Genomic DNA, 23,213 nt, shown 5'->3' with positions numbered 1-23,213 from the left:
ATTTACAAAACATTAACTTGTGCATTGCAAAAAATTAACATTTACCTAACGTCCCGATGAGAGATTTTGTGGTATTATTCCTGAATATCCTTCAGGGAGAGTCCCATGCGCGCCGTTCTTGCCGGTTTTATCAGTTTTGCCCTGCTATTCTCCGTTTCGCAGACACAAGCCGCTGAAGTAAATCGCGCACAGGCATTGCACCTGCTGAATCGCATCACTTACGGTCCGACACCGGCGCTTATGCAAGAAGTAGAACGTATTGGGCTCGGACCGTTTATCGAACAGCAGCTTCACCCGGAGCAGATCCCTCCCTACACACAGCTTAACCAGTTGCTTGCGCCGATGGTCACCACGAACAGCACGCTTACGCAATTGACCGAGGCCTATATGCCGCCGGAGCATAAAGGCGTAAAGCTTACGCCGGAAGAAAAGAAAGCCGCTCGCAGACGCATGGCAATCATTACCGATGAGCTGCGCGAAGCCAAATTGCTGCGTGCGATTTACGGGCCTGCGCAATTGCAGGAACTCATGGTGGATTTCTGGTTCAACCATTTTAACGTGTTTGAAGATAAAGGCGCGGACCGCATCCTGATCGGCACGTATGAGCGCGATGCCATCCGGCCTTATGCGATGGGCAAATTCCGTGACCTGCTGCAAGCCACCGCCAAGCACCCGGCCATGCTGTTCTATCTCGATAACTGGCTTAACACCGCGCCGGACAGCCGCTTCGCCAAAGGCAAATTCAAGGGCCTGAATGAAAACTATGCGCGCGAGATCATGGAGCTGCACACAATGGGCGTAGATGGCGGCTATACGCAGCAAGATGTTACGACGCTGGCGCGTATTCTCACGGGCTGGGGATTTGGCGTTGGCAAAGGTAAGGATAAAGCTGAAAGGGTTGCGGAATTCGAATTCGATCCGCGCCGCCATGATTACAGCACCAAGGAGTTTCTGGGACATACGATTCGCGGCACCGGTGCGGATGAAGTCGAACAGGCGATTGATATCCTCACCCACCACCCTTCCACCGCGCATCACATTGCGTATGAAATCGCGCAGTATTTCGTTGCCGATGAGCCACCGGAAAGCCTCGTACAGCAAATGGCCGCCACTTTCACCCGCACGGATGGCGACATAAGAGCAGTGCTTTCCACCATGCTTTATTCCAAGGAGTTCTGGGACCCGCAATATGCGCAGAATAAATTCAAGCCGCCGCTGCGTTTCGTCGTCTCTGCCGTCCGCCTGAGCACCGTACCGCTGCGCGATATGGAGGGTGTGGAAAAAAGCATCAGCACGATGGGAGAGCCGCTCTATCACTACCTGACGCCGGACGGCTATCCGGCTACCAACGAACGCTGGATGAATTCAGACGCGCTGCTGCGTAGAATCGGTTTCGCCAAAGAGCTGGTGAACGGGCGTTTCTCGCGCAAAGATTCTTCGGGCATGAAACAGGTGCCGGATATTTCCGCCGATGCGATGCTGAGCGTCTTCGGCAGCCAATTCTCACCCCAGAGCCGCAGCGCCGTGGATAAGGCAGACGGCAAGCTTAAGCCTGTCATGATCCTGTCCAGCCCGGAAGTTCTTTACTATTAAAGGATTGCATTATGCTGACCCGCAGACATTTCATTAAATCGCTCGCCGCTGCTGCAGGCTGTTCACTGCTGCCGATGCGCGGCAATGCTTTCGCCCTCTATGGGCCCGATGTGGCGCAGCACCGACTCGTCGTGCTGCTGCTACGCGGCGCAGTGGACGGTTTGAGCGTCGTGGTGCCTTATCACGAGCGTGAATATTATAATGTGCGCCATAACATCGCGCTGCAGCCTCCAGGAACGCAAGATGGTGTGGTCGATCTGGATGGTTTTTTCGGCCTTCACCCTTCGCTCTCCAACCTGATGCCACTATGGCAGGATAAAAGCCTTGCATTCGTACATGCGAGCGGGTTCCCGACGAATGTGCGCTCGCATTTTGAAGCACAGGATATTATTGAAACGGCCTGTCTTAATCCCACCTCGCGCGGCTGGATGAACTCGCTCATCGGCCTGCTGCCGGATACGCGTTCCCCCATGCGCGCCGTGACGTTCAGCCGTACATTGCCGAAGATTTTTACAGGCCGTTATAACGTTGCCGTGGCGCCGCCGAATATGAATGCCAAGAGCAAGGAAATCTTTACGAACCCGCAAGTGGAAGGCGCATTCGACTCGCTTTACGCCAGCAACCCACAACTCAGCACATTGTTTAAGGAGGGCAAGGATTCGCATAACCAGATGGTGGGCGATCTGCAGAAAGAAATGGCTTCTTCAGGCCGCAACGCCCCTTTCCCCAATGGTTTCCCCGGCGAAGCGGCACGGCTTGCGGCGATGATCAAGCAGGACCCGAATATCGAACTCGCTTTCATGGATGTGGGCGGCTGGGACACGCATGTCGGCCAGGGCAATGCCAAAGGACAGCTTTCCGAGCATCTGCGGCATCTGGCGGAAGGGCTTGCGGCTCTCATTAACGGGCTTGGGCCGCAATACGGCAACACGACAATTATGGTGATGTCCGAGTTCGGCCGCACGGTTGCCGAGAACGGCAATAACGGCACCGATCACGGGCACGGTAACGTGATCTGGCTCATGGGTGGCGGCGTGCAGGGCGGCAAAGTGCATGGGCGCTGGCCGGGACTCGCGCGCAACCAGCTTTTCGAGCAGCGCGACCTTGCCGTGACGACCGACTTCCGCAGCGTGATCGGCTCCGTGCTTACAAGCCGCTTCGGCCTGGACACGGCCCGTATCGCACAGGCGATACCGGATTACCAGCCGGATAATGGGCTGAGCTTGTTTACATGAACTAAAGAGCAATTCATCTCATACCATGAGGGAGAATTATATTTGACAGCCTCAGCACGAAATGTGACTTAAGAAACATGAAAGTCATTTCTGATATAATAGCGTTTATAGCTTTATTATTCTTCGTAGCACTGCTCACGGTATTCCTTTCAACCGGCTCTCTCTCTCAGAGGAACTTTGTCTCTATGTTTGCAATGGCCGGCATCTGCGGCAGGTGGACAATAGAAAGAAAAAGGGAAAAGAAAACACTCTTAGCCCCCTCCCCTAAAAGAGGGTTACTGTATAACTTTCTAGTAACGCTATTCTTTATTGTTACTTTGCCTATATTGCTAGTTTTAGTGCTCGGCATCTTTCCAATTCACCGCTAATAGCGTTGGACTTAGCAAATATACAAATCCTCTTGTGCTGATGTCGCCCCATGCCCCTACGCACGCGTCATTGCGAGGAGGCTCGCCGACGAAGCAATCCAGCCTGGCTGGATCGCCACGCTACCTGCGGTAGCTAGCGATGATGGAATAACCTAAATCTCGCCAGCAAATCTTGTACCGCTACGCGTGAGTTCTTTCAGCACGCTGATGAATGCGCGCAGCTTCGGCATTTCGGATGCGCGGCGCGGGAAGTACAAGAACAATCCGGGTTCGTCCATGCTCGCATCCGGCAGCAGCCATATTAATTTACGCTCCCGGATTTCCTTACGCGCCAGCGGCTCGAACAAATAGGCGATACCGATTCCGGCAAGCGCCAGTTCCTTCGCATAGACGGAATCGCTGATGCGCGCGGAGCCGCTGACTTCAATATTCACATCCTTGCCGCCATCTTTTACATCCCAGGCATAGGCTGCGCCGCTTGCCAGCAGACGAAAGCCGATGCAGTTATGGTGTTGCAGATCGGCAAGCTTGCGCGGCTTTCCCCTTGTCTTCAGATATTCAGGCGAAGCGACCATGATCGCTTGAAACGGCGGCGTGATGCGCACAGCGACCATATCGGCTGCAATCATCTCCCCCAACCGCACGCCAGCATCAAACCCGCCTGCGATAATATCCACGCTTCTGTCGTCGGAAACCACTTCCACCGTCAGGTCAGGATGGCGCTGTGCCATGACCGCAAGCGCGGGTGTAATCGCCAGCGATAATGCCACATGCGGCACATTTAGACGCAGCACGCCGGTGACTTTACCTTTTGCTGCACGCACACGCTCTATGGTTTCTTCAATGGCGGTTAAGGCAGGCTCAATCCCGGCTAAGAAATCATTTCCCGCTTCGGTCAGCGCGACGCTGCGTGTCGTGCGGGCGAAAAGCGGCATTCCGATTCTGTCTTCTACCGTTTTCACCGCATGGCTCACTGCCGAAGCACCCATGCCGAGCCGCGCAGCCGCGGCGGCAAAACTGCCGCTGCGCGCAACCGCCAGCACTACCGGTAAATGGGATAACAGGTCACGATCCATTCATGAATTATATCGCATAACTAATGTTAATTAAACCATATTATCAAATAACCTGTTTGGTGCCATGATCCAAGACAAGCCGGGCAGCAAGGCACGGCGCTCACAAAAACCAAGGAGAATACACATGTCACAATCCACACAAACCTGGTTCATCACCGGCACTTCTTCCGGCTTCGGCCACGCTTTCGCAGAATATGCGCTCGCTCAGGGCCACAATGTGGTCGCCACGGCGCGCAATACCGCCAGCCTGGACAAGCTCGTGCAGAAAGCTTCTGAGCGCGTGCTGGCCGTTAAGCTGGATGTTACCAAGCCGCAGGATGCGAACGCCGCAGTAAAAGCCGCCATTGCGAAGTTTGGGCGTATTGATGTACTCATCAACAATGCCGGTTACGCCATTGTCGGCGCAGTGGAAGAAACACCGGATAATGAACTGCGCGCCCTGATGGATACGAACTTTTTCGGTGCGATGAATGTTATCCGTGCGGCGCTGCCGACCTTACGCGCGCAGAAATCCGGTGCTATCGTGAATATCTCGAGCATGGGCGGGCAGATGTCCTATGCCGGATACGGTGCTTATTCGGCTTCCAAATTCGCGCTGGAAGGCGCCAGCGAGGCGCTTGCGCTGGAACTTGCGCCGTTTGGCATTAAGGTCATGATCGTGGAGCCGGGTGCTTTCCGCACAGAACTCGTGGGCAAAGCCCTGCACGAAATGCCTGCCCTGGACGCGTATGAAGAGACGGTTGGCCAGACACGTGCTTTCACCCGCCAGATGCATCGCACGCAGGAAGGCGATCCGCGTAAGGCGGCAGAAGCCATCGCTCAGGCCATTGCATCGGATAACACCCCGCTCAGGCTGCAATTGGGATCTGATTCGGTGGAAGCAGTGCGCAATCATTCCGAAAAGCTGCTTTCTGATCTGAAACAGTGGGAAAAGATAGCCAGCGCTACCGCGTTCACTACACAGGCAGCCTGATATGTTGCATAAAAAAAGGGCGATACCGACACCGGTATCGCCCTTTCGCACTGATATATAGCTGTTTACTCTTTTTTACCCGGTTCCGCGCTGAAGAACTGGTCAAACTTATTGGCCACGCCCTTGAATTCATCGGCATCGGCCGGAGCGGGTTTCTTGGAGGTCAGGTTCGGCCACTGGGAAGCATATTCCCTGTTTAATTCCATCCACTTAACATTCTTGTCGCTTTCGGGCTGGATGGCTTCCGCCGGGCATTCCGGCTCGCATACGCCGCAATCGATGCACTCGTCAGGGTTGATGACGAGCATATTTTCGCCCTCATAGAAACAATCGACCGGGCAAACTTCCACGCAATCGGTATATTTGCACTTAATGCAGGCTTCGGTTACAACAAAAGTCATGGATTTTTCTCTTTAATTAGTTTAACTGCCATTTTACATATAACCAACGCGAACTTTTTTCAACCTTGTAAATGCTATGAAACCAATTGAACAATTGCTGGAACTGATGGCGCGCCTGCGCGACAAGGAGAAAGGCTGCCCGTGGGACGTAGCGCAGAATTTCGCCTCTATCGCGCCGCACACGCTGGAAGAAGCCTATGAGGTCGTGGATGCGATCGAGCGCAAGGACATGCAGGGCTTACGTGAAGAGCTGGGCGATCTGCTGCTGCAGGTTGTGTTTTATGCCCAGATGGCCAATGAACAGGGCTCGTTCGATTTCGACGCCGTGGTCAAAGGCATCTGCGACAAGCTCGTTAACCGCCACCCGCATGTTTTCGGTGATGCAAAGATCGGCAGTGCTGCCGAACAGAGCGAAGCGTGGGAGAAACATAAGGAAAAAGAAAAAACCCTTGCCGGGTTTAATCCCAATGACGATATCCTCGCCGGGGTAGCAACTACCCTGCCCGCCATGACGCGCGCGGTCAAGCTGCAGAAACGTGCGGCCCGCGTCGGATTTGACTGGCCGGATGTCAGCCTGATTTTCGATAAGCTGCAAGAAGAAGTCGGCGAACTTAACCATGTGCTGGCCTGCGACGGCCCGAAGGAAGCCATCCTGGAAGAAGTGGGCGACATGATTTTCACCTGCGTGAATATCGCGCGATTCCTGGACGTGGACCCGGAAGAAGCTGTGCGTTACTGCAACAGGAAGTTCGAGACACGCCTGCACTATATGCAGTCGGAGCTGAACCTGCAGCGCCAGAATATTAAGGATTCATCCTTTCAGGAACTGAACGATTTGTGGGATCAGGCCAAAATCGCGGAACATACGGACGGGAAGGACGAAGACGCATGAGAATCGGCGTATATCCGGGAACATTCGATCCCATTACGTTCGGCCATATGGACATCGTGCGCAGAGCGTTGCGCGTCGTGGATAAGCTCATTATCGGCGTGGCGCTGGATACCAACAAAGCCCCGATGTTCGACCTCGAGATGCGCGCTCGCATGGCGGAAAGCGAGATCAAGGCACTGGGCAGCGAAGCAGATGGGCGCGTGGTCGTGAAAACCTTCTCAGGTTTGCTGGTCAATTTCGCAGACGAAAACAAAGCGACTGTGCTTGTCAGGGGACTGCGCGCTGTATCAGACTTTGAATATGAATTTCAGATGGCGGCGATCAATTCCAAACTCAACCCTGCCACGGAAACCGTGTTCCTGACCGCATCGGAATCCACGCATTTCATTTCCTCGCGCTTCGTCAAACAGATCGCAAGGCTCGGGGGCGATATTTCAGGCTTCGTTTCACCGAGCGTCGCGGCGCATATCAAGCAGTATTTCAACCGATAACATGTCTTACGTCATCGCCGCCCTCTATCACTTCTTCGACTTCCCGAACTTTCAGGAAGCACGCGAGCCGCTGCTTGAAGAATTGAAGCGCAGAGACATCAAGGGCACGATTCTCGTGACGCCAGAAGGTATTAACGGCACGATTGCAGGCACCCGTGAAGCAATCGACAGCATGTTGCAGCACTTAAGAGAGCATATTACAGGCGGCGAGTTCGAACATAAGGAAAGCCTATGCGACACGCAGCCTTTCCAGCGCACCAAGGTGCGCCTTAAGAAGGAAACGATCTCCATTGGCGAGCCTACTTCCATCCACAAGACCGGCACGTATGTGGATGCCGAGCAGTGGAACGCACTACTGGATGACCCGGAAACGGTGGTTATCGATTCGCGCAATGCGTACGAAGTGCATCTGGGCACATTCGACCGTGCTATTGACCCCGATATCGCCACGTTCAAGGAATTGCCTGCCTTTGTACGCGCGAATCTCGATCCTGGCAAACACAAGAAGATCGCCACGTTCTGTACGGGCGGCATACGCTGCGAGAAATTCACGTCCTGGCTTCTGGATCAGGGCTTTCCTGAAGTGTATCACCTTAAAGGCGGTATCCTGAAATATCTGGAAGATATGCCGCAGGCGCAGAGCAAGTGGCAGGGCGATTGCTATGTGTTTGATGAACGCATCGCCGTTAATCATCAGCTTGAAGCCTCGGAAAGCTGCGGCCAATGCTCGCAATGCGATCACACTTTGACGGCAGAAGACATGCAAAGCCCGCTCTATATTAAAGGCGAGCGCTGCCCTTATTGTTAGTTATTTAATTGCTCCTGCTTCGGCCTGCTGACCTCCGCAATAAGCCTAACGCTACGCGACTAAAGGGCGCGATCTACTGACCGCGCCCTTTCATTCTTTCTAACGGCCTATTTCCTTCACCTTCTTCTCGGCGATCACAAGCTTCGGCAGGTTGGCCGCTTCGCCGGTTTTCAGGTCGTCCATAAAGGCGATGAAGCGTTCGATATCGCCTGCGCGTTCCTGCTGCCAGTCTTCCAGCGCCCCTTTGTCCAGCACGGAGAGCGTCAGGCGGCGCTGTTCGTCGAACAGGCTGCCGATGATCGACGCCACGGCCAGCCGATCCCAGTGCGAAGCGGCCACAATTTTTCCTGCCTGCTGACGCAGCCAATCCAGACGCAATGCCGCACCGACGCGGAAATACAGCTCGCCGACGGTCGCCAGCTTGCCCTTGCTTTCATTGCTGACCAGTACCACGTCCGGCGCGGAAGAAAGAATATCCAGCCTTGCGATTTCCGCCGCGAGTTCGGCAGGCACCTGTGCAGCAAGGAAGCTTTCCTGCCTTTCCTTGTAGCTTTCTGCAATCGGCTCGGAAATAATAGATTCACAGGAAGACGCGTATGACTTGATGCCAGCCGCAAATTCCTTAGTCGCCGCAACAACATCCAACGGATGTACGGTATTACGCAGGAACCACTGCGCCACCTGTTCCGTAAAGGCTGTGATCTGGCGGAACAGTTCCACCTGAGCGGCCACGCCGATTTTGCCGTCGAGTGCTTCCACCTTCTGCCACAGCGCACGCAGGCCGAATACTTCGTCCGTCACGGCCAGTGCTCTTGCTACATCTGCAAACTCCAGGCCGCTTTCTTCCGAAAGCCTGTGCACCAGCGTGATGCCGGTACGGTTGATGATGTCATTCGTCACGACGGTTGCGATGATCTCGCGGCGTAGCGGGTGACGTTTGATTTCAGCTGCAAATTCCTTGCGCATCGCTTCCGGGAAGTAGCTGATCAGGTCATTCGCAAAATACGGATCATCCGGTAATGAGGATTTAAGCAGTTCCGGATACAGTGCCATCTTGCTGTATGCCAGCAGCACCGCCAGTTCAGGACGCACCAGCCCTCTGCCCTCGTTCTTGCGCTCAACCAGTTGTTTGTCCGATGGCAGGAATTCCACCACGCGGTCCAGTTCGCCCCTGCTTTCAAACGTATGCATCAGGCGGATATGCTCGTCCAGCAGCTGCGGAGCCTGCATCTGCGCAATGGTGAGTGCCTGCGTCTGCAGCTGGTTATCCTTCAGCACGAGCATGCCTACTTCATCGGTCATGCTGGCAAGCAGCGTATCGCGCTTGTCCATTGCAAGTTTGCCGGATGCCACCACACCGCCGAAGCCGATCTTGATATTGACTTCATGGTCGGAGCAGTCCACGCCAGCAGAGTTGTCGATCGCGTCCGTATTGATGCGGCCGCCTGCCTGGGCATACTCGATACGGCCTTTCTGGGTCAGGCCCAGGTTGCCGCCTTCGCCGACCACCTTGCAGTTCAGATCCCTGCCGTTCACGCGCAACGCATTATTTGTGCGGTCGCCCACCTGTTCATTGGTTTCGTCTTCGGCTTTCACATACGTGCCGATACCGCCGTTCCACAACAGGTCCACCGGAGCCACCAGCATCGCACGGATCAATTCATCCGGTGAAAGCGCGTTCTTTTCGATGCCAAAGCATTTCTTCACTTCCGGGCTCAGCTTGATGGATTTGGCGCTGCGCTCGAAGATACCGCCGCCCTGAGAAATCAAAGACGCGTCGTAATCCTTCCAGCTGGAACGCGGCAGGTTGAACATGCGCTTGCGCTCTTTAAAGCTGCTGGCTGCATCCGGATTCGGATCGAGGAAAATATGCATATGGTTGAATGCGCCAACCAAGCGGATATGCTTGGAAAGCAGCATACCGTTACCGAACACGTCGCCCGCCATATCGCCGATACCGACGACGGTGAAATCTTCCTTATGGATATCGATGCCCATTTCACGGAAATGGCGTTCCACGGAGATGAATCCGCCGCGTGCCGTGATTCCCATTTTCTTGTGGTCATAGCCCACGGAGCCGCCAGATGCAAATGCATCGTCCAGCCAGAAACCATAATCCTTAGAAACGGAATTGGCATAGTCGGAGAATGTCGCCGTACCCTTGTCCGCCGCAACAACCAGATAGGGATCATCATCGTCATGGCGCACCACGTGCTTAGGCGGCACAACCTTGCCGTCCACGATGTTATCCGTGAGATCCAGCAGGCCGGACAGGAAGATCTTGTAGCAGGCCACGCCTTCTTCCATCATCGCATCTCGTGCCGTCGGCGCCTGCTTCAGTACAAAGCCGCCTTTGGAGCCCACCGGCACGATGACCGAGTTCTTGACCATCTGTGCTTTCATGAGTCCCAGAATTTCGGTGCGGAAATCGTCACGACGATCCGACCAGCGCAAACCACCGCGAGCTACTTTGCCGCCACGCAAGTGGATGCCTTCCACGCGCGCGGAGTAGACGAAAATTTCCGCATAAGGACGCGGCAGCGGCAGCTCCGGCACTTTCGACGAATCAAATTTGAATGAAATATACGGCTTATGCTTTCCATCCTTGCCGGGCTGGTAATAGTTCGTACGCAGCGTTGCCATGATGATATCCACATAGCGGCGCAGAATACGATCATCAGCGATATTGCTGACATCCGCCAGCAGGGCCTCGATCTCTGCCTGCAATTTGGCGATATCTTTCCCCTTCGCAGACGGATTGAATCGCGCGTCAAACAGCGTGAAAATAGCGCGTGCAATGGCCGGGTTGTTATTCAGCGCTTCGGCGATCGCACCGAAACCATATGCGAAATTTACCTGCTTGAGGTACTTCGCATAAGCACGCAGCACCTGCACTTCGCGCCATGCGAAACGCGCAGACAGCACCAGCGCGCCGAGCTTGTCGTTCTCCACCTCATGCTGCCAGACTTTAGACAAGGCTGCTTCAAACAGCGGTTTGAGGCCGTCAATATCCGCCAGCAGCTTCGCATCCGCCGAGAGAATGAAATCGCGGATCCAGACTTCTTTCAACGCAGCGCCCGCCGGTTTTACCTGATAAGGCTGCTCGTCAATGACTTTGAATCCAATATTTTCCAGGATTGGCATCACATCAGACAGCGGCACCTGAGCATTGGGATTATACCATTTCAGATGCACGATATTGGCGGGATCGCTATCCGAGCGGAACAGCTCGAGTGCAGCCGCGCCGGACTGCATCACATCGTTGATCTTGTTGATGTCATATACACAGGAACGTATGTCATGGCTGTGAACATATGCCTTGGGGAATGCATTGGCATAGACACGCATCATTTCTTCCGCCGCATCTTCTCCGAAATGCTCCTTCAAGCCCTCCGACAGCGCATCGCTCCAACGGTGGGTGGCTTTGGCAATACGTGCTTCCAACGCTTCAATATTGACTTTCGGAATATGGGCCGGGCGCGTGTTGATGATCAGCTGCAGGCGCACCAGCGGCGAATCCGTCATCTGCGTGTAGTAAGCACTCACCTTTCCGTCATAGCTGTGAGCAAGCATGTTCTGCACTTCCTCGCGCAGGTCGCTGCTATAGCGGTCGCGCGGCAGGAAGACCGTGCAGCTTACAAAACGTTCAAAAATATCCTTACGCGCGAACAGGCGGACGCGTGGGCGCGTTTCCAGCGAAAGCACACCCATTGCGTATTCATAGAGATCATCCTCGGAAAACTGGAACAATTCGTCGCAGGGTGTGAATTCCAGAATCGTTCGCAGGCTCTTGCCGTCATGGCTGGCGGGGTCAAAATTAGCATGGGACAGCACACGCGCAATCTTGCGGCGCAGGAATGGGATCCCCCCTGCGCCCTGCTTGTAGACGTTGGACGTAAACAGCCCCAAAAACCGGCGTTCGCCGATGACTTTACCCTGCGAATCAAAGCGCTTCAGGCCGATATAATCCATATGCACGGGACGATGCACCACCGCCTTGCGCATGGATTTGGTGATTTCGATCAATTGCGGAATAAGTGCAAAATGCAGCACTTCCGGCGGCAGCCCTTCCAGACCCTTCGGTTTCAGCTCGTCATCATCCATGCGGAAGATGCCCAGTTCCGAATCCGGCACGACACGCAGCGATTTGTTGCCTTTTTCATCGTAGAAATCATATTCGATATAACCGAGGAAAACGAAATTCCTCGCAGCAAGCCAGTCCAGAAAGTCAGATACTTCCGTAATTTCCTCGCTTTTGAAAGCAGGAGTGGTTTTCTGGATATCCTGGACGCTTTCAGCAATCTTGCCGCGCATAGCGGCCCAGTCGTGCACGGCAAGGCGAACATTATCCAGCACACGCGTCAGGCTTGCCTCCAGTTCATCGGCACTCATTTCTCCCAGACGGGATGCTTCAATGTAAATAAAAGATTCGCTGGTATAGCCGCTGCTTTTATTATCCACCGGTGCAACCGCCGTCAGTTCGCCTTTTTTACCGCGCTTGACACTAACGATCGGGTGAATGATACGGGTGATGGTCATCCCAAGACGCGCCAGTTCCACCGCTACGGAGTCCACAAGGAAGGGCATGTCGTCATTCAGCATTTCTATGACGGTCTGTGCCTTCTGCGATGAAATACGCACTTTAGGCCGATCCTGCTTACGTTCGCCCAGAAATTCGTAAGCTGTGGCAGCAATCTTTGCCGCGCGTTTCGGCTCCAGCCCAGCAAGATCAATCGCCGGCAATTTATCGAAAAATTGTTGGGCAAACGATTTTGCATCCGCAGACGCACCGGACGGAAGAAATCCCACTAATTCTTTTATATAACGATCAAAATCCTGTTTGTGATTCACCTGTTGCATGGGAAAGCCTTTTTGTGAGTGTAATTCTCTGAAGCGACCGAATGGTATAATTGATTTCCAAAGGGACTTATAAATCCAACGCCCGGAAAATTCCAACATTTTCCTGAGGTTTGTGCAGCCTGCCCGGGAAGGCCAAGCACACCATGAATAATATTATTCAATATCAATTGATTGCATTGCTCGAAGGCGGCATAATCATTGCCCGGTCGAGTAAAGAAGTGGCCGTTACCGGCTCTTTGCGCTGGCGCTCCTGAATTACATCCGCCGGGCTGAAGGGGCCGGACTTGGCAACGCGCGAGACGTGATCCTGTTTGGCGGCTGGTGTATCGCTGCCGTTTTTCTGCGTATCTCCCTGCTTCTGGGCAACCGTATTTTCAGGAGAAGCAATCGGATGCAGGGAACCGGCGATGGAGGTCTTTCCTGCAATATCGGCATAACCCGGTGCGGCTGCGTTATTTTCGCTCCCTGCCCCATTGGCAGCCGTCTGAGCTGCCGGTGCGGCAGATGCATTCGCATCCAAGCGGGCAAAGGTCGGACGCGCGATAGCAGCAGCCCCTAATTCTTCCTTGGCTGTATGATGCTCCTCATGGTGCAACCTTCTGCGCTCATATTGCCCCTGATACAAGCTGTAACCTTCGTTGGAAAGCTTATACCCTTCGTCATTCATCTCTCTTTGAATGATTCGCTCATATTTGGGAGAAGGCTGCTTCAGCATTGCAAGCCCTACTTCATTCATCCATTCGCGCGTATCGCCGAACGACGCTTTTATTCTCTCGGGATTGAATGAGCCTACCGCTTTCATGGAATCCCAGACGGAGCTAAAGAACCCGCTGAGCACAAAGTCGGAACGATGTGTATCCAGGAACGGCGACATGACGTCCGACTTCAATCCGAAATACAGGAAGTATGGAATACCGTTGATTGCCCACCTATGTGAAAAATCTCCCAGGGTGCTCTCATCCTGGTGTTCTTTCCCCAGTACCTTTTCCAATCCTACCTGATACTTATCCCCTAATTTGTGGAATCCTGCACCGATAGGATTCAAGATATGATTATACCATGGCTGTTTATTATCGCCTATATAGACAGAATGCGATTTCTCCGTCGCAAATACATCCTGCCCGGACAGGCTGAACCCTGACAAATGGGAGTCATCCTTTATCACTTCGCCGGTTTTATGATTAATTGCCACTCGCCTCTTTTTACTGCTAGGCACGCGTAGCGTTGCAAATAAGAACGCTGACGGCAGCATTGTAAATATGGTCTTGCTTGCATTCGTCAGAATATAGTTCACCGATCTGCCAACAACATTCCCCTTCTGCTCCTCCGTTTTTGGCGGTGGCGTTATGCCGTGCCTCCAGTCCAGAATCTTACCTTCGGTACTCGCATATAAATTACGGAAGAATTTGGTGCCGATATTATAAGCCGTAAACCTGCCGGTAATATCGATAATACCTTCGAGATTATAATTTCCGACCGCTTCCCCTTTGTCGTTCACCTTAATGCTGGTGCCGATCTTCCCCAGGTCAAAATCCTTTTTGAAGCCGGGGCTGGCTTTATCGATGATCCGGCTTTGCAATTCCGAATAATACGCATAAGGCAATGCAACAAACATATCTTCGCCTGCGGCGTAGGTAACGCCTTTAAATAACGCACCGCCCAGTTCCTTTAACCCTGCGGGCAAGTCCAGATGGCCTTTTTCATTCAGCCACTTTGTGTGCGCATGAGGATCAAAAACTCCGATCAGGTAACGCGTCATATAATCGGCAAAGCTCATGGAAGCGAAGTTAAATGTTACGTCTACCACTTCATGCCCGAGCGAGCGACCAAACACCGTACCGCCCATTGTTTCCCTGTATCTGAGGCGGTCATTTGTATCCCTGAATCTTACCGCTTTCAACCCCTTCACCGGGTCTTTGGTAATAGCCGTGACGCCTCCCTGAATCGCTTTACCGATGGTATTATCAAGCGCTCTGGCTGCATATTGTAAGGGATTCGTCGGAGTATGCTCTTTGGATGAATCGTATCCTTTCAGGGCATTCTCTGCGACTATACCCATTCCGGCAAATACGGCAGAACCGGTAATTATGCGCGATACGGAACGCATCGCCAGACGGCCCTTATAGGTTTCACCCCAGCTACGGGCTTCGTAATGGCGCTCGAAGCTCGGCGACCAGATACGCTTCATTTCGATAGGATCGGATGTAATACCGATTTCGCGGAACCAGGGTATCTTTCCCTGCTCTGCTTCAGCAGCCGCAATTTTGCTGGATGACAGCGACGCAGGGGCGGGTTTTTCATGCCCCCCTATGGGATGCTCTTCTGCCGTTTTTTCTGCTGCAGCCGCGATTCCCTGCTTATGCAACCAGTCTACGTCCTTTTCGGAAAATCCACGCTGTGCGGGTGAAGTACCTGAAGCGCTGTGCTGAAGCTGCTGCTGCCGTTCCGCAGGCGCATAAGACGCGCGGCTATAGGAACCGATCGGCTGGGCATCGGATGCTTTGGCGTCCTGCTTATTCTGCACGAGCACTTCTGGCACGAAAATCCTCTATATTTAATACGTTCAGCCTGTAGACAGACTTCTACAGCTTATACTTTAAAATATACCATCTCATGGTGTGGATTACATATTAAACTTTTGTTACAAATAGCCACTCACTTCTTTTTACTCTAATCCTTCAATTTCCTATAAAACGCCTTATTATATAATCACATACATGGCCAGGGACTATTAACGCTGGCGGGGGACAGGTTGTCGCTTGTGCTCTTTATCGACCGCAATCATCTTGATAAAATTCTCCGCTATTGTGGGTATTACCTCACCGAAATAGCGCTCGAAGCTTGCAAACCCCGGAGCAGAATTAGTTTCCAGAACACATAGACAGCTCATATCTACTTTGCCATCTGGACCGTCCACCAGCATTGCGTCAATGCCCGCCAACCCCTGCAGACAGGATTTGGCCGTATTCACTGCTATCTGTTTCTGCTCGTCACTTAACTCGAATACCGTCGCCTCTGCGCCCGTAAACTTCCCCTTGCGCATGGGCAGTACAGTATCCCCAACTTCCCCTAACCATTTTATGGCCCCCACCACTTCGCCATTCTGCACAATAATTCTTAGCAAGTGCGGACGGCCTTTATCCTCAACCAATGGAGGAATTTTCTCCTGAATATCTATCGAATGATATGAATCATATAGCCGCCGCACCTCCTGCATTGCCTCTTCCAGATCTTCGAAAGCGTTGACTCCATTCGCACCGCTTCCCAAAGCATCCTTAACCATCACAGGAAATTGAAGATCTGCAAAAAGACTTCTAATGTGCTCTTCATTAAACGGGCTATTCCTCTCAACTTCGAACCCTTTGGGAATCGGAATATCAGATGACCTGAAACATTTTGTAGAGCGCACTTTGTCCTTGGATATATTCATTGCGTTGGCAGACGTCAAAGGAAAGACCCCCATGTCTTCCATCTCTTTTTGCAGTCTTATTCCTGCATTCAGCTTGCCTGGATCTTCAGGGCGATCGCACATCAGGTTGACTCCGTCAACTCGCCTAATGTCCTGGTCAACTTCCGGATAGACTATATAAACGCCGTCTTCGCGCGTTTGCACCTGAATGCCGCTAAGTTCCCCGACCTCTTCTTTCGATGCACCGGCATCAAGGGCTTGCTTTTTATCGGCTTCACGCGCCTGATGTTCCATCAGCAATGCCATGAATTCCGGGTAGTCGCCAAAGCCCGGCAGACCCGTTACCTTGATTTCACAGCCATCTGCTTTAAGATGCGCACCGCCTCGCATTCCCTCTCTGTCAATGTGAGGATTGCCGCTTTGCCAGTGCACTGTATGCACCCTGTGGCCCTGGCTTTCAAGTTCCAATTGGAACTTTATTGCGGATATGTTAGGAAAATCTTCTATCGATTGATTAAGAATGACGATGTTATAACCGCTTGCTGGCTCATGCTTATTCGCCCTTAATCTACGCCTAAGATCGACGGCTCTCTCACCGATTATTTGTCGCCATCTCAAGCCTTGATCTACGAATTGTGCTGGCACAGGTACGCGTCGCCTTATATCATCCGCATGTATGCCCATACCCTACCCGAAACCTTCCATACAACATTAAGAGGGCGGCCTTGCTACAGAATTTGATAGTCATTTGCAACCGAATATGCTGTATAACTAGTTAAAATATACCAGCTAAGTGTTAAGATTTTATGAATGTGTTTTTTTTAATAAAATCCAATATATTGGAAATCCTCAAGCAATTGCAGGCGGAAGATGCGATTCCGGCAGGGGTTGCATTTGATGCCGTGGATGTCATGCCGCCGCGAGAGGCGGAACATGGGGATATGGCGACAAATGCCGCGATGATTCTTGCAGGCAAAGCCGGTAAGAAACCGCGCGAACTGGCCGAGTTGCTTTCGGAGCGTATTCGTACACTTCCGGGTGTCGCTTCAGTCGAGATTGCAGGGCCGGGTTTCATTAATATACGGTTTACCCCTTCCTTCTGGCATCAGGTCGTTGCTGCCATCCTGCGCGAAGGCGAACGCTACGGTGATTCGACGCTCGGCGGGAAACGTAAAGTCAATGTGGAATATGTTTCTGCCAACCCTACCGGGCCGATGCATGTAGGGCATGGGCGCGGCGCAGTATACGGGGACGCGCTGGCGAGCCTGCTTGCAAAGGTCGGTTTCGATGTCACACGCGAATATTATATCAATGACGCTGGCGCACAGGTGGATAAACTTGCCTATGCTGCGGGTCTGCGTTATCTGCAGGCGCTTGGCGAGACCATTACGGATGAAATGCTCGCAGGCTACTATCCGGGTGATTACCTGGTTTCCGTGGGGGAAGCGCTGAAAGCCAAATTCGGCGATTCTCTTGCTGTTAAGGAAAACGGGAAATACGTTTTGGCCAAGGACGAGAAATGGCTGCCTACCATCCGCGCCTTCGCTATAGAAGCCATGATGGAACTGATTAAAGGCGATCTTGCCGCACTCGGCATTGCGCACAACGTGTTCACGTCTGAACGCGGGCTGACGGAAGCGGGCCGGATCGAAGAGACGCTTGCCATGCTGGATGCCAAAGGGCTTATTTACCGCGGCATCCTGGAACCGCCGAAAGGCAAGACACCAGACGACTGGGAGCCGCGCGAGCAAACGCTGTTCAAGGCAACCGACTTTGGCGACGATGTAGATCGCGCACTCAAGAAGTCCGATGGAAGCTGGACGTATTTTGCACCTGACACCGCCTATCATTACGACAAGTTCAAGCGTGGCTTTCACCTGATGGTGGATGTGCTCGGGGCCGATCATGGCGGCTATGCCAAGCGCATACAGGCTGCCGTAAAAGCTCTAAGCGGCGGCGAAGCACAACTGACCGTCAAGCTCTGCCAGATGGTAAGCCTGTCGCGCGGCGGCGAACAGGTTAAAATGTCCAAGCGCAAGGGTACGATCATCACCGCACGTGAAGTGGTGGATGAAGTCGGCAAAGGCGTGTTCCGCTTTATCATGCTCACCCGCAAGAACGACGCGATGCTCGATTTCGATTTCGAGAAAGTCATGGAGCAATCGAAAGACAATCCTGTATTCTATGTACAGTATGCGCATGCGCGCGCCAAATCCGCGCTGCGCCTGGCAGCGGAAGAAATCGGCGTGGCGCTTGCTTTCTCTGAAAGCCCGACGAACGATCAGCTTGCGCGTCTCACCCATCCCGCGGAACTTTCGCTCATCCGCATGATGGCTTCCTTCCCCCGCCTGCTGGAGTCGGCGGCGCTGGGATACGAGCCGCATCGCGTTGCGTTTTTCCTGCATGAACTGGCCGCTGAGTTTCACGGTTTGTGGAATATGGGCAACAGCGATTTAACGCTTCGTTTTATCCAAAAAGATGATATAGATTTGACTGCAGCACGCTTGGCGATGGTAAGGGCTTGCGCCGCCGTAATCGCTTGCGGATTGGGCGTGCTGGGGGTTGAACCGTTGGAGGAGATGCGTTAATGGCCAGGGACGACGACGAACTCGAATACGATGAAGATGACGAAGACGAAAATGGCGGATTTTTTCGCTGGCTTCAGGCTGTAGTCGTGTTGTTCGCACTGGGCGGATTTTTCGGTCTCGCCTGGTATGCCTATAAGAGCGGCGGCGAAGTCGATGAGAAAGATATCGAAGTTGTCAAACCCGACAAAAATCCGATCAAGGAAGCCCCGGCTGATCCCGGCGGCATGCAGATCCCCAATCAGGATAAGACCGTCTATAATCTCGTCAATGGTGATAACCGCGAAAAGCAGGCGGCTGAGCGTATCGTTCCGCCGACCGAAGAGCCGGTGCAGAAGCATCCAGCTACTGAAACCTGGATGGATGAGAAGCTGAAGAGCCGTTCGGCAGATGGCACGAAAACGAGGCAGTTCTCACCGCCTTCCAGCGCTCCGCTGATCCACGAAGACGCGAAAGAATCGGCCAAGAACGAAGATAATAGTGCACAGGCCGCCTCTCCTAACAAGCCCGTGCTGGCTGCTCCGACTGCACCCGTAGCAGCTGCTCCTGCTGCGCAAACTGCAAAACCGTCTCAGACTGCTAAATCGGCCCCGGTAAAAGCCGCCGCTGCCGAACAGGCACCTGCGGATGATGACGCTGCGGATAACGATACCACCGAACAGGCCGCGCCACCGCCGAAAAAAGCGGCAGCCGCTCCGGCCGCACAGAATCAGGACCTTCCGAAAGTGCGCGTTCAGCTCGGCGCATATCAGTCCCAGGCCGAAGCGGATAAGGAATGGAAGCGCATTTCCGGCACCTATTCCGATGAGCTTAGCGGCAAGCAGCATTACGTCATTCATGTCACGGTGAACGGCAAGCATTATTACCGTCTGCAGGCAGGCCCCTTTGCCTCCTCCAAGGCAGCGTCCTCTGCTTGCGTTTCGCTAATGGGTGACGGTCAGGGATGTTTTCTGGCAAAGAACAAATGACGCCAAAAGCTGGTATATTCGGTCTTGAAGGCCTTACGCTGACTGAAGACGAAAAGCGTTTCTTTGCACAGGTTAATCCGCTTGGCTTCATCCTGTTCGCACGCAATTGCGACACTCCTCAGCAGGTTAAAAAGCTGACGCATGATTTGCGCGAGCTTCTGCAGCGCGAAGATGTGCTGATCCTGATCGATCAGGAAGGCGGTCGCGTTGCACGGCTTAGGCCCCCGCACTGGCGTAAGGCTCCTCCGGCAGCGTTTTTTGCGCGAATTGCGGATTCCTCCATTGCGGCGGCGAAGGCGGCCGTTTATGCCAATGCACGCCTGATCGCGCGTGAGCTTTATGAACTTGGTATCAATGTCGATTGTGCGCCGCTTGCGGATGTGCCGGTGAAAAACGCGCACGATATCATCGGCGACCGCGCTTATGGGGACGATCCCCATCAGGTCAGCATTCTGGCAGCTACGATGGCAAATGGCCTGATAGACGGCGGTGTGCTTCCCGTGCTCAAGCATATCCCGGGTCATGGCCGCGCACGCGCGGACAGCCATGAGCAATTGCCTGTCGTCAGTGAATCGCTGGAAGTACTGCAGCGCAGCGACTTCATTCCCTTCAAAGCGCTTTCCTTCCTGCCACTGGGCATGACGGCGCATATTCTTTATACCGCGCTTGATCCTGATAATACTGCGACGCTTTCCTCCAAGGCCATCAGCTATATCCGCAGCGAAATCGGCTTCGACGGAATGCTGATGTCGGATGATTTATCCATGAAGGCGCTCAAAGGCAGCTTCAGCGAACTGACCGAACGTACACTGCATGCAGGATGCGACCTGATTCTGCATTGCAACGGCAAGATGGATGAAATGCAGCAGATCGCAAGCGTCCTGGCACCACTTAGCGAGCAGGCCGAGTTGCGTTTCGAACGTGCCCTGGCGCAGCTTAAGATCCCGGCCGAGTATGATTACACCACGGCAGAAAAACTGGCTTCCAGCGAAATATAAACGCGGGGCGTATTATAGCCCCTTCAGGAACGCTCTATGATTAACTTTTTTGAAGTATCCTCTTTTGTTATCCCGCTTATTCTTGCTATCACACTGCATGAAGCGGCGCATGGTTTCGCCGCCAATATGCTGGGCGACGACACCGCCAAGCGACTGGGACGCGTCACCCTTAATCCATTGCGGCATATCGACCGGTTCGGCACCATTATCCTTCCGGGACTGCTGATCTTCACCGGCTCGCCGTTTATCATCGGCTGGGCGAAGCCTGTGCCCGTGCTGTTCAACAGACTGCGCCATCCACGCTCAGGCACATTGTGGGTATCGCTGGCAGGGCCCGGAACCAATCTCGTACTGGCCTTCTTAAGCGCGCTCGCGCTGCATCTGGAATCATTTGTCACTCCCGAGCAGGCTCCATGGCTTTACATGAATCTGTACCATTCCATCAATATCAATATCGTGCTCGCCATTTTCAACATGATTCCCGTGCTGCCGCTGGATGGCGGGCGCGTACTGGGTTCCCTGCTGCCACCCCGCATCGCCGCCGTATATGCACGTGGTGAACGTTTTGGCCTTATGGCAGTGTTCTTATTATTCCTGGCGGCAGGCTTTCTTTATAACCACCAGATCATTCCTTTCGATCTCATGCAGACGCTGGTTTATGGACCAGCCGACTGGCTGCGCATGGTCCTGCTGCACCTGGCCGGTATCGGAAATTCCGCGCAATAAAAAAGGGCAGCACCTTTCGGTGCTGCCCTAAAAGAGTTTTTATATAAGGGGAATAAGAATTCCCCTTCGCTTACGCTTACCCCCTCGCGCTTGCGCGCGGGGTCGTCGTATAGAACTCCTCCGCGTATCCACGCAAGTGGTCGAAGTTAATGTATCATGAACACGCCTTTAGCTGTGCTTTTAGCTCCTCAATGTAGGCTTTGCTCGTATCCATATCCACAAGCAGGGCTTTGAGTCGCTCTGTATCGCTGGCGTTATTTTCGAGATGCACCACGTTCCAGTAAGGCTCTGCGATTGGCGGTGGGCTGCATGGAATGGCAACCGGCACTTTCACCACTACCGGTTCCGGCACTGGCTGCGCATGCGTGCAGGCTGTCAGCAGAGATACTGCCAGCGGAATAATGCTTCTTCTCATGAGGATGCTCACTTAAAATAGGCTTCTATCAGTGCTTTTATATCGCGGCATTCATCACCGCTTTGCTGCAATGCCTGTAGACTCTTTATGTTTTTTTCGTTCCCGCTTCGGCCTGCTGGCCTGCGCGATGAACCTAACGCCTAACGGCGACTGAAGGGCGCGGTCTTCTGACCGCGTTTCTTGCTCTGCCGGCAAGTGGATGAGTTGTCATGCCAGCGAAAGCTGGCATCCAGAAACTACCAAGAAATTGGTTTCCTGCCTGCGCAGGAATGACAATAACAGGGCAGTTACAAGAATACCGAACTCATTCCGTCTGCAATATGGCCGCTCATTTCATCCAGCGAGGAGCGCAGGTAGGAATGTTCCGGAATAACGGAGCCGGGATGGTTGACCTGCGGCGCGAACATCAGCTTTCCGTCCATGCTGAAGGCCAGCATCTTGCCGTTCAGGGCCGTGATGATATGCGCTTTCGTCGTGCCGCCATATTCCTGAATCGCCGCGTAAGGCACATCACCATTTACAAACACGCTCGTGCTGACACCTGCATCCGTTTCCTGCACCTCGCTCATAACGCTGTTGCTCAGTAGGCCGGTCTTGCTTTGCAGCACGTCACCGCTCAGCTTTTCACCCACTTTCTGCTGCAGGCTATCCGCCAGTTCCTGCGATTTCATCAACAATGCCGCATGCAGCACATCCGGAATTCCGGCAAGGTGAGATTGCACCTCATCCAGATTGGGAAAGGAAAGAATAAACATAGTGAGCCGGTAAAAACTATTTGGGAAGCTTTGCCAGATTCTCAAGCTGCTTTCTGGGATTCCAACTCTGTGAAGGCTCTGAGTTTCCTTCATCCCATATCATACCACTCTTAATCCATCTTTCGCGCCATTGCGAGTAGCTGATATGTTCATCATCATCCGTCACACCGAACTGAAAGTTACAGCAGGGACATATCTCATAAGACCCTCCGCCCTCATCAGTACGAGGATGCTCATCCAGTTCAGGATAGCCACATACAGGACAAATCGCCATATGATTTACCTATGTAATATACCATACATCTCATTTATCACGTACGGTTTGTATTAAAAACTCTGCTCTTTTTTGAGTCAAAGGCTCTGTCAGAAACGGGTTTGCCAGCTCATGCATGATAGCACCGACAGTATCCTCATTACCGGGCTCGAATTTAATATCATCGCGCCCTTCAACGAGATTGGCCCACTCTTCAACATCTGCCGATGTAAGCTCAGAATGCACATAACGGCTCAATATACTTTCAATAAGCGGACGTGTCAGCGTTACAAGCGGCTCATTGCAATCCCAAGGGAATTGTTGGAGTGCAGCAGTAACATCCCGTAATCGTCCATGATCAGGGCATAGTAATAATTGTTCTAATACTGCTTTACGGTTTTGCATAA

Annotated in this window: 18 protein-coding genes; 10 read left to right on the top strand and 8 right to left on the bottom strand. The window is 53.1% G+C overall.

What is annotated here, in order from left to right; genetic code table 11:
- Positions 1 to 105: 105 nt before the first annotated feature.
- Positions 106 to 1,593 (top strand): DUF1800 domain-containing protein, encoded by a 1,488-nt coding sequence (locus VFT64_04540; protein ID HEU5047094.1) that lies wholly within the window; start codon positions 106 to 108, stop codon positions 1,591 to 1,593.
- Between the two features lie 11 nt (positions 1,594 to 1,604).
- Positions 1,605 to 2,828: a DUF1501 domain-containing protein gene (locus tag VFT64_04535; protein HEU5047093.1), complete on the top strand. Its 1,224-nt coding sequence runs from the start codon at positions 1,605 to 1,607 to the stop codon at positions 2,826 to 2,828.
- Positions 2,829 to 3,348: 520 nt separating this feature from the next.
- Here the strand turns inward: VFT64_04535 and VFT64_04530 are convergent.
- Positions 3,349 to 4,272: a LysR family transcriptional regulator gene (locus tag VFT64_04530; GenBank protein HEU5047092.1), complete on the bottom strand. Its 924-nt coding sequence runs from the start codon at positions 4,270 to 4,272 to the stop codon at positions 3,349 to 3,351.
- A 124-nt stretch (positions 4,273 to 4,396) separates the two neighbouring features.
- Here VFT64_04530 and VFT64_04525 point away from each other — a divergent pair, with 124 nt between their 5' ends.
- Positions 4,397 to 5,245: an oxidoreductase gene (locus VFT64_04525; GenBank protein HEU5047091.1), complete on the top strand. Its 849-nt coding sequence runs from the start codon at positions 4,397 to 4,399 to the stop codon at positions 5,243 to 5,245.
- 65 nt (positions 5,246 to 5,310) lie between these two features.
- On the opposite strand, the gene fdxA is transcribed toward VFT64_04525, so the two are convergent.
- Complete coding sequence (fdxA, locus tag VFT64_04520; protein ID HEU5047090.1) at positions 5,311 to 5,646, bottom strand: ferredoxin FdxA; 336 nt, start codon at positions 5,644 to 5,646, stop codon at positions 5,311 to 5,313.
- 76 nt (positions 5,647 to 5,722) lie between these two features.
- On the opposite strand from fdxA, the gene mazG reads away from it, so the two are divergent.
- The 3 genes from mazG to VFT64_04505 are packed head-to-tail and all read left to right on the top strand — an operon-like array spanning position 5,723 to position 7,837.
- Positions 5,723 to 6,538, top strand: coding sequence for a nucleoside triphosphate pyrophosphohydrolase (mazG, locus tag VFT64_04515; GenBank protein HEU5047089.1), 816 nt, complete (start codon positions 5,723 to 5,725; stop codon positions 6,536 to 6,538).
- Positions 6,535 to 7,029, top strand: coding sequence for a pantetheine-phosphate adenylyltransferase (gene coaD, locus VFT64_04510; protein HEU5047088.1), 495 nt, complete (start codon positions 6,535 to 6,537; stop codon positions 7,027 to 7,029). The genes mazG and coaD overlap by 4 nt, the downstream gene beginning before the upstream one ends.
- A 1-nt stretch (position 7,030) precedes the next feature.
- Entirely contained in the window at positions 7,031 to 7,837 is an 807-nt protein-coding gene (locus VFT64_04505) for a rhodanese-related sulfurtransferase (protein HEU5047087.1), read from the top strand.
- 99 nt (positions 7,838 to 7,936) lie between these two features.
- Here the strand turns inward: VFT64_04505 and VFT64_04500 are convergent, their stop codons facing one another.
- The 3 genes from VFT64_04500 to VFT64_04490 form a co-directional block, all read right to left on the bottom strand.
- Entirely contained in the window at positions 7,937 to 12,697 is a 4,761-nt protein-coding gene (locus VFT64_04500; protein ID HEU5047086.1) for an NAD-glutamate dehydrogenase, read from the bottom strand.
- Positions 12,698 to 12,860: 163 nt separating this feature from the next.
- Positions 12,861 to 15,236 carry a hypothetical protein gene (locus VFT64_04495; GenBank protein HEU5047085.1) on the bottom strand — a complete coding sequence of 792 codons (2,376 nt, stop codon included), beginning with the start codon at positions 15,234 to 15,236 and terminating at the stop codon, positions 12,861 to 12,863.
- Positions 15,237 to 15,428: 192 nt separating this feature from the next.
- Positions 15,429 to 16,751 carry a hypothetical protein gene (locus VFT64_04490; protein ID HEU5047084.1) on the bottom strand — a complete coding sequence of 441 codons (1,323 nt, stop codon included), beginning with the start codon at positions 16,749 to 16,751 and terminating at the stop codon, positions 15,429 to 15,431.
- 161 nt (positions 16,752 to 16,912) lie between these two features.
- Between VFT64_04490 and argS the strand changes: the two genes are divergently transcribed.
- From argS to VFT64_04470, 4 genes are read left to right on the top strand one after another with little or no spacing between them, the layout of a single operon-like run.
- Positions 16,913 to 18,694 carry an arginine--tRNA ligase gene (argS, locus tag VFT64_04485; GenBank protein HEU5047083.1) on the top strand — a complete coding sequence of 594 codons (1,782 nt, stop codon included), beginning with the start codon at positions 16,913 to 16,915 and terminating at the stop codon, positions 18,692 to 18,694.
- Positions 18,694 to 19,659, top strand: a complete 966-nt coding sequence (locus tag VFT64_04480; protein ID HEU5047082.1) for an SPOR domain-containing protein — start codon at positions 18,694 to 18,696, stop codon at positions 19,657 to 19,659. Before argS ends, VFT64_04480 begins: the two co-directional genes overlap by 1 nt.
- The gene (gene nagZ / locus VFT64_04475) at positions 19,656 to 20,657 is read left to right on the top strand and encodes a beta-N-acetylhexosaminidase (GenBank protein HEU5047081.1); all 1,002 of its coding nucleotides are present in this window, start codon (positions 19,656 to 19,658) and stop codon (positions 20,655 to 20,657) included. Before VFT64_04480 ends, nagZ begins: the two co-directional genes overlap by 4 nt.
- A 36-nt stretch (positions 20,658 to 20,693) precedes the next feature.
- Positions 20,694 to 21,383 (top strand): site-2 protease family protein, encoded by a 690-nt coding sequence (locus tag VFT64_04470; protein ID HEU5047080.1) that lies wholly within the window; start codon positions 20,694 to 20,696, stop codon positions 21,381 to 21,383.
- Positions 21,384 to 21,537: 154 nt separating this feature from the next.
- On the opposite strand, the gene VFT64_04465 is transcribed toward VFT64_04470, so the two are convergent.
- The 3 genes from VFT64_04465 to VFT64_04455 all read right to left on the bottom strand — a co-directional run bounded on the left by VFT64_04465 (position 21,538) and on the right by VFT64_04455 (position 23,211).
- The gene (locus VFT64_04465) at positions 21,538 to 21,798 is read right to left on the bottom strand and encodes a hypothetical protein (GenBank protein ID HEU5047079.1); all 261 of its coding nucleotides are present in this window, start codon (positions 21,796 to 21,798) and stop codon (positions 21,538 to 21,540) included.
- A 287-nt stretch (positions 21,799 to 22,085) separates the two neighbouring features.
- Positions 22,086 to 22,553, bottom strand: coding sequence for a hypothetical protein (locus tag VFT64_04460; GenBank protein ID HEU5047078.1), 468 nt, complete (start codon positions 22,551 to 22,553; stop codon positions 22,086 to 22,088).
- A gap of 304 nt (positions 22,554 to 22,857) precedes the next feature.
- Complete coding sequence (locus VFT64_04455) at positions 22,858 to 23,211, bottom strand: hypothetical protein (GenBank protein HEU5047077.1); 354 nt, start codon at positions 23,209 to 23,211, stop codon at positions 22,858 to 22,860.
- Between the last annotated feature and the right edge of the window lie 2 nt (positions 23,212 to 23,213).

The organism is Rickettsiales bacterium (assembly GCA_035765535.1).
GTDB lineage: Bacteria > Pseudomonadota > Alphaproteobacteria > Rickettsiales > JABCZZ01 > JABCZZ01.
The sequence above is the reverse complement of the archived record's forward strand: the minus strand, read 5'-3'. Positions and strand labels throughout refer to the sequence as shown.

Coding starts and splice junctions, on each gene's coding strand:
- VFT64_04540 (HEU5047094.1), top strand. CDS start 106: ATGCGCGCCGTTCTTGCCGGTTTTATCAGTTTTGCCCTGCTATTCTCC.
- VFT64_04535 (HEU5047093.1), top strand. CDS start 1,605: ATGCTGACCCGCAGACATTTCATTAAATCGCTCGCCGCTGCTGCAGGC.
- VFT64_04530 (HEU5047092.1), bottom strand. CDS start 4,272: ATGGATCGTGACCTGTTATCCCATTTACCGGTAGTGCTGGCGGTTGCG.
- VFT64_04525 (HEU5047091.1), top strand. CDS start 4,397: ATGTCACAATCCACACAAACCTGGTTCATCACCGGCACTTCTTCCGGC.
- fdxA (HEU5047090.1), bottom strand. CDS start 5,646: ATGACTTTTGTTGTAACCGAAGCCTGCATTAAGTGCAAATATACCGAT.
- mazG (HEU5047089.1), top strand. CDS start 5,723: ATGAAACCAATTGAACAATTGCTGGAACTGATGGCGCGCCTGCGCGAC.
- coaD (HEU5047088.1), top strand. CDS start 6,535: ATGAGAATCGGCGTATATCCGGGAACATTCGATCCCATTACGTTCGGC.
- VFT64_04505 (HEU5047087.1), top strand. CDS start 7,031: ATGTCTTACGTCATCGCCGCCCTCTATCACTTCTTCGACTTCCCGAAC.
- VFT64_04500 (HEU5047086.1), bottom strand. CDS start 12,697: ATGCAACAGGTGAATCACAAACAGGATTTTGATCGTTATATAAAAGAA.
- argS (HEU5047083.1), top strand. CDS start 16,913: ATGAATGTGTTTTTTTTAATAAAATCCAATATATTGGAAATCCTCAAG.
- VFT64_04480 (HEU5047082.1), top strand. CDS start 18,694: ATGGCCAGGGACGACGACGAACTCGAATACGATGAAGATGACGAAGAC.
- nagZ (HEU5047081.1), top strand. CDS start 19,656: ATGACGCCAAAAGCTGGTATATTCGGTCTTGAAGGCCTTACGCTGACT.
- VFT64_04470 (HEU5047080.1), top strand. CDS start 20,694: ATGATTAACTTTTTTGAAGTATCCTCTTTTGTTATCCCGCTTATTCTT.
- VFT64_04465 (HEU5047079.1), bottom strand. CDS start 21,798: ATGAGAAGAAGCATTATTCCGCTGGCAGTATCTCTGCTGACAGCCTGC.
- VFT64_04460 (HEU5047078.1), bottom strand. CDS start 22,553: ATGTTTATTCTTTCCTTTCCCAATCTGGATGAGGTGCAATCTCACCTT.
- VFT64_04455 (HEU5047077.1), bottom strand. CDS start 23,211: ATGCAAAACCGTAAAGCAGTATTAGAACAATTATTACTATGCCCTGAT.